This window comes from Synechococcus sp. R5-15 (assembly GCF_047462035.1).
In the GTDB taxonomy this organism is placed as follows: Bacteria; Cyanobacteriota; Cyanobacteriia; order Thermostichales; family Thermostichaceae; genus Thermostichus.
On sequence record NZ_JANSIK010000184.1, the window covers coordinates 1 to 5,345 of the forward strand.

Annotated in this window: 5 protein-coding genes; all 5 read left to right on the forward strand. The window is 55.4% G+C overall.

Features of this window, described 5'->3' with window-relative positions; all coding sequences use genetic code 11:
* Nucleotides 1-221: 221 nt before the first annotated feature.
* The 5 genes from NW839_RS13185 to NW839_RS13205 all read left to right on the forward strand — a co-directional run bounded on the left by NW839_RS13185 (nt 222) and on the right by NW839_RS13205 (nt 5,295).
* Nucleotides 222-1,133: an FAD-dependent thymidylate synthase gene (locus NW839_RS13185; protein ID WP_414349623.1), complete on the forward strand. Its 912-nt coding sequence runs from the start codon at nt 222-224 to the stop codon at nt 1,131-1,133.
* A gap of 77 nt (nt 1,134-1,210) precedes the next feature.
* Nucleotides 1,211-1,948 (forward strand): class I SAM-dependent methyltransferase, encoded by a 738-nt coding sequence (locus tag NW839_RS13190; RefSeq protein WP_414349624.1) that lies wholly within the window; start codon nt 1,211-1,213, stop codon nt 1,946-1,948.
* 353 nt (nt 1,949-2,301) lie between these two features.
* Nucleotides 2,302-3,861 (forward strand): sugar transferase, encoded by a 1,560-nt coding sequence (locus tag NW839_RS13195; RefSeq protein WP_414349625.1) that lies wholly within the window; start codon nt 2,302-2,304, stop codon nt 3,859-3,861.
* Nucleotides 3,862-3,871: 10 nt separating this feature from the next.
* Nucleotides 3,872-4,618: a phosphoribosylaminoimidazolesuccinocarboxamide synthase gene (gene purC, locus NW839_RS13200; RefSeq protein WP_414349626.1), complete on the forward strand. Its 747-nt coding sequence runs from the start codon at nt 3,872-3,874 to the stop codon at nt 4,616-4,618.
* Between the two features lie 17 nt (nt 4,619-4,635).
* Entirely contained in the window at nt 4,636-5,295 is a 660-nt protein-coding gene (locus tag NW839_RS13205; protein ID WP_414349627.1) for a DUF2157 domain-containing protein, read from the forward strand.
* Nucleotides 5,296-5,345: the final 50 nt, after the last annotated feature.

Genomic DNA, 5,345 nt, shown 5'->3' on the forward strand with positions numbered 1-5,345 from the left:
CGTACTGAACATATTATACATTATTTTCAGTATAGTTGAGCTTATTATTGACTAGAGTCATGCTCTCTTCTCCTTACACTGAGTTAAGGAATACCTCAGGGTGGGGGCAGATAGGGAATATGCTCTGTGGTGGAGCAGGCCAATGCCGTTGGCGTTCTCCGCTGCCAATATGATCTTACAAGGATCTCAGAATCCTAACATGCGGTGCGAAGCACTAGGGGATGCAGCCTGTGGATGCTTTGTTTCAAGTTGTGGTGCTGAATCAAACCCCAGATCCAGAACGGGTCATCTACCAGGCCATGCACCAGGATTACAGCCCTGATTTTGTCACCTCAGAAAGCCGGATCCCGGAAAAGTATGGAGAGGCCGTGGTGCGGCATTTGCTGGAGGGCAACCGTGGCCACTATGGGCCTCTAGAGCATCCTCAGATCACGTTTGGGGTAGGCTATTTTCCCCATGCTGTCATGCAACAGGCCCGTACTCATCGGGTGGGAATTTCTTTTGATGTTCAATCCTTCCGATATACAGGCCAGCAAATTGCCGATTTGGGCAAAAAGCTCTTGTTCGCGTCAGCGGTGCGGAGCACAACCGAGACTGCTGCTCCTGTTGGCGAGACCGGCTACGGTTGCGTCAGCGATCGCGTCAGCGGGCCGGAGGCCTATCGCGTCAGCGGGCCGGAGGCCTATCGCGTCAGCGGTGCGGAGCACAGTGGCGGGACGGAGTCCTCCTTGTCTTTGCAAGAGCTGGAAACTTTGTTTTACGTTCCTGCCAGCGTCAAGGAGGGCAAGGCCAAAACCCGCCAAGGCTTTAGGCCCATCTCCCCCGAAGCTTTGGATATCATTCTTGCGCAATATCGCAGCCAGGCCATTGCTTATTATCGCCTGGTAGAAGAGTGCGGATTGCCCTATGAAGATGCTCGCAACATCATTGGCTACGGGATCCGACAACACTTCGTGGTCTCTTTCAATTGCCGTAGTCTAATGCATTTTTTGGATTTACGAGCCAAAGAAGATGCTCAACGAGAAATTCAACATCTGTGTGAACTGATTTGGCCCCACTTTGAAGCGTGGTGTCCCCACGTGGCGGCCTGGTATCGTAAGCATCGCTGGGGAAAGGCTCGATTATCCCCCTAAACTTAGTTTAGATAGATATGCTCTGCTAACCCCTTCTGCGGCTAATCCTGTTTTTGATCTTTTGTTGGGTTACGGGTATGGATCCCGAAGCTTATGAGCAAATGGCAGGCTTGGAAGACCGGCATTGGTGGTTTTTGGGTCGCCGTCACATTCTGAGTCGGGTTATTGGATCCCTGTCGCTTCCCCCCTCTGCTTATATTTTGGAAGCTGGCTGTGGTAGCGGCGGCAACCTGGAGATGTTGTCCAGATTTGGCAAAGTTTGGGCTATGGAAAAGAGTGAAATTGCACTGCCGCTGGCCCAAGCTCGCGGTATTGGGATCGTGGCAGAGGGGGAGTTGCCAAACCGGATCCCCTTTGGTTCTCAACGATTTGATTTGATTGCTTTGCTGGATGTGCTGGAGCATCTGGAGAATGACAAAGAAGCTCTCCTAGCCCTCAGTCAAAGGTTAACCCCATCTGGCTACTTAGTTGTAACTGTTCCGGCTTATCCGTGGCTGTGGAGTTTACATGATGAGCTTAATCATCACAAGAGACGATATACCCGCGGGCAACTTTTGTCGTTGCTTAAAAGCTCAGGTCTAGAAGTTTATACCCTTGTTTTCTTCAACAATTTTCTTTTCCCAATCATTTCAGGGATCCGCATAATGCAGAAAGTGCTTCGCCTGAGGGAAAGCCAAGATCTGAAAATGCCGCCGCTTTGGCTCAATCGACTGCTGACGGGTATTTTTGCTGCAGAAGCCTATCTGATACCTAAGTTTTCTCTGCCCTTTGGTGTATCTCTGCTGGCAGTAGCCGGCCCGGCAACGAAATCGTAGTATCCTGTCATCATTGCTGTTCTCAGACTGCACTTTGATCATTGCTTAAACTCTCATGTTTCGACATCCAATGTCTGCAATTCTGGTAGTTTCTACAACAGCCTTTTCCGACGGTACTTAACCCACTCAACAGGGATTTTTATCTCTTGCATGATGAGGATCCCAATTACTTAAAGAACTTATTTTGTGTCAGCAGCATGAAGTCCTTTGAAGCTGGGAAGGGCCGTCAATAGAATTATCTGGTGAGGGCTACCCATTCAAGTTTTGGTCAACACTGATCTTGTCCAATAGCCTCAGATGCACAATCTTTTCTGTAAGATTGTCAACAGTCTTGATGCCGAAGGAGATAACCCTTGGCCGAACGCGGCTATAAAACTCGTCTGGATCTGCATCGTTTGTGGGTGCCCTTGGCCTGTTTTGGCGATGGCCTTTGTATTTGGTTGGCCTTTGGGGCGGGCTACTGGCTGCGCAGCTTGCGTCCTCATCAGCTCTTGCCTTGGGATGTCTACGCGGCCTTGGGATTGTTGACCGCCCTCAGTTATTGGGGCATTCAGGCGGGCTTAGGCGGATACGGTGAGTCGAAGCGCTTGTCTCGCTTTGAAGAATGGGCCAGTTTGCTGGTGGGGTTGGGATTGACGTTTGGTTTGGTGCTGGCAGGGGCCTTTTTCGTTCGCTCGGTCTCTTTGTCGCGGCTGGTGGTGGGCTACGCCGGCTTGTTGGCTCTGCTGAGTTTGACTTTGGTACGGGTGGGGTTGCGGCTGGGCATGGGCTGGTTGTGCTCTAGGGGCTACGGTCGGCGGCAGGTCATCTGGGTGGGATCCTGGTCGGTGTTGGCGGAAGTGTTGGAGCGATTGCAGCGATCCCCGCAGTTGGGCTTCCAGGTAGTCGCCTGGGCAGGCGTAGAGCAAGGCTCTTTTGAGGAAGATCCCCCATCTCAAAATAGGGATCCCTGTCAAGATTCATATCCAGTACTAAACACCGCCCGCCCTACCTCTGACGGGGTTAAGTCTGCCGACAGGACTCTGTCCGGCTCATCCCGAGGAACCCTCTCCTGCTTGTGCAGTCAGCTTGAGCCTTCCTGGTCGGCTCTTGAGCGTCTGGATCTGGTCCATTTGATTGCCTATCTGCAAGCCCACCCAGAAGTGCAGGAGGTGTGGTTTGGGCAACCGGAGCTGGCAACTGCTCCTCTGTTGCTCAGTTTGCAAACATTGTCGGTGCAGGTGCGCTTGGTGCCGGATATCTTAAGTTTTTTAACGGTGAACTTCAGCCTGCAGTCTCTCGACGGGATCCCGCTGCTAACTCTGCGTCAGCCCCCTTTGCGCTACGCCCACAACCGGTTCCTCAAGCGAGCTGTAGACATCCTAGGAGCTTCCCTGGGCCTGATCTTGCTTAGCCCTCTGTTTTTGATTATTGCCCTGCTGGTAGCCTGCAGCAGTCCTGGCCCCATTCTGTATTGGCAAGAGCGGGTGAGCTTGGACGGGCGTCGCTTTTGGATTGCCAAGTTCCGCACCATGCGAGTGGATGCTGAGGCAGCCGGCCAGCCGGGCTGGACGCGCCCCGGGGATCCGCGCCGAACCAAGATAGGAGCCTTTTTGCGCCGCACCAACCTGGACGAGCTGCCCCAACTGTGGAACGTCCTGAAAGGGGAAATGAGCCTAGTGGGCCCCCGCCCAGAGCGGCCCTACTTTGTCGAGCAATTTAGCCAGGAGATCCCCAAGTATCCGGATCGGCATTTGGTGAAAAGCGGCCTGACTGGCTGGGCCCAGATCCATGGCCTACGGGGGGATACCAGCATTGCCCGCCGCACCCAGTATGATCTCTACTATGTGCAAAACTGGTCCCTGTGGCTGGATCTGCGCATCCTGGCCATTACCCTTTGGCAAGGGATCCGCGGACGGCTGGCCGGATACTAGGGGTTAGCGTATGCCATTCTCCCCCCAAGAGCTGCTCTACGAGGGCAAGGCCAAGCGCATCTACCGCACTGCCGATCCCAGGGTTTATCTTTGCCAATACAAAGACGACGCCACCGCCTTCAACGCCCAAAAGCGGGGATCCATCGCCGGCAAGGGAGAGGTGAATTGCACCGTCTCCAGCCATGTGTTTGCCTACCTGGCGCAGCAAGGGATCCCCAACCATTTCTTGGCCCAAACCGGCCCCACCGAGATGCAGGTGCGAGCCTTGCACATCCTGCCTTTGGAAGTGGTGGTGCGCAACCGCACAGCGGGTAGCCTCTGCCGACGGCTGGGCCTGGAGCAGGGCCTTCCCATCGAGCCGCCGCTGGTGGAGTTCTATTACAAAAACGATGCCTTGGGGGATCCCTTGGTGACCACAGATCACATCCGCCTGTTGCAGCTGGCCACGCCGGAGCAGGTGGAGCGCCTCGGATCCCTGGCTTTGGCCATCAACAACCATCTGCAGGCTTTCTGGCGAAGCTGCCGCCTAGAGTTGGTGGACTTTAAGCTGGAGTTTGGCCTGGACGAGAAGGGAGAGATCCTGCTAGCCGACGAGATTAGCCCCGATACCTGCCGTCTTTGGGATCTGGAGGGATCCGAGCCGCGAGTGCTGGACAAGGATCTCTTTCGCTTTGATCTGGGGGATCCAGTAGCTGGCTATCAAGAGGTGTTGCAGCGGGTGCTTCAGGCAGTGGGATCCCAATTCCTTCTCTCCTAGAGGGAGAGGAGCCAGGGGTGAGGGACTATAATCGCCTCAGCGATCCCACTCCCTTAACGCCCGAGCCTCCTTTCGCTTGTCGGGATCCCGCCATGACCTCTCCCCGCCCCCCCTACCCCGGCGAGCGTTTCCGCCGCCAACTGGCCGACCTGCTGGATGCCTGGGTGGAGCAGGGGTTGATTGAACCTGAGCAGCGGGATCGGCTGTGGGAGTACTACCAACTGGATAGCTTGCCCCGAGCGGCCGGCAGCCGTTTTGTCTTGGTGCTGCTACTGTTTGGCGCAGTTCTGGTAGGCCTGGGGGTGATCTCCTTTGTGGCGGCCAACTGGGCTGCCATTCCCCGCTGGGCCAGAGCCTGGGGGTGCTTGGCCCTCATGGTAGGGCTGCAGGTGGCGGGCTTCCAGGCTTGGCAGCAGGGATCCCAGCGTCTGGGTAGCGCCCTGCTGATAGCCGGTGAACTGACCCTGGGAGCCTGTATTGGCCTGATGGCCCAGTGGGTTCAGCTTGGGGGATCTGCGGCAGGCTTGTTTTGGGCCTGGGGGATGGGCAGTTTGGCCATGGCCTACGGCTTGCGTCACAGCCCCAGCGGTGTACTGGCCTGCCTTCTGCTGGGCTCGGGGATGGTAGCCGACTTCGTGGATTGGGGGACTGTCAACTTCCTGATACATTTACGCTGAACACTGCTGAACATCACTGTTCAACTATGCAGCGATAGCATTCTGTTTGT

Bases quoted from the DNA above. Each gene is read 5' to 3' on its own strand.
- NW839_RS13185 (WP_414349623.1), top strand. From the start codon at position 222: ATGCAGCCTGTGGATGCTTTGTTTCAAGTTGTGGTGCTGAATCAAACC.
- NW839_RS13190 (WP_414349624.1), top strand. From the start codon at position 1,211: ATGGATCCCGAAGCTTATGAGCAAATGGCAGGCTTGGAAGACCGGCAT.
- purC (WP_414349626.1), top strand. From the start codon at position 3,872: ATGCCATTCTCCCCCCAAGAGCTGCTCTACGAGGGCAAGGCCAAGCGC.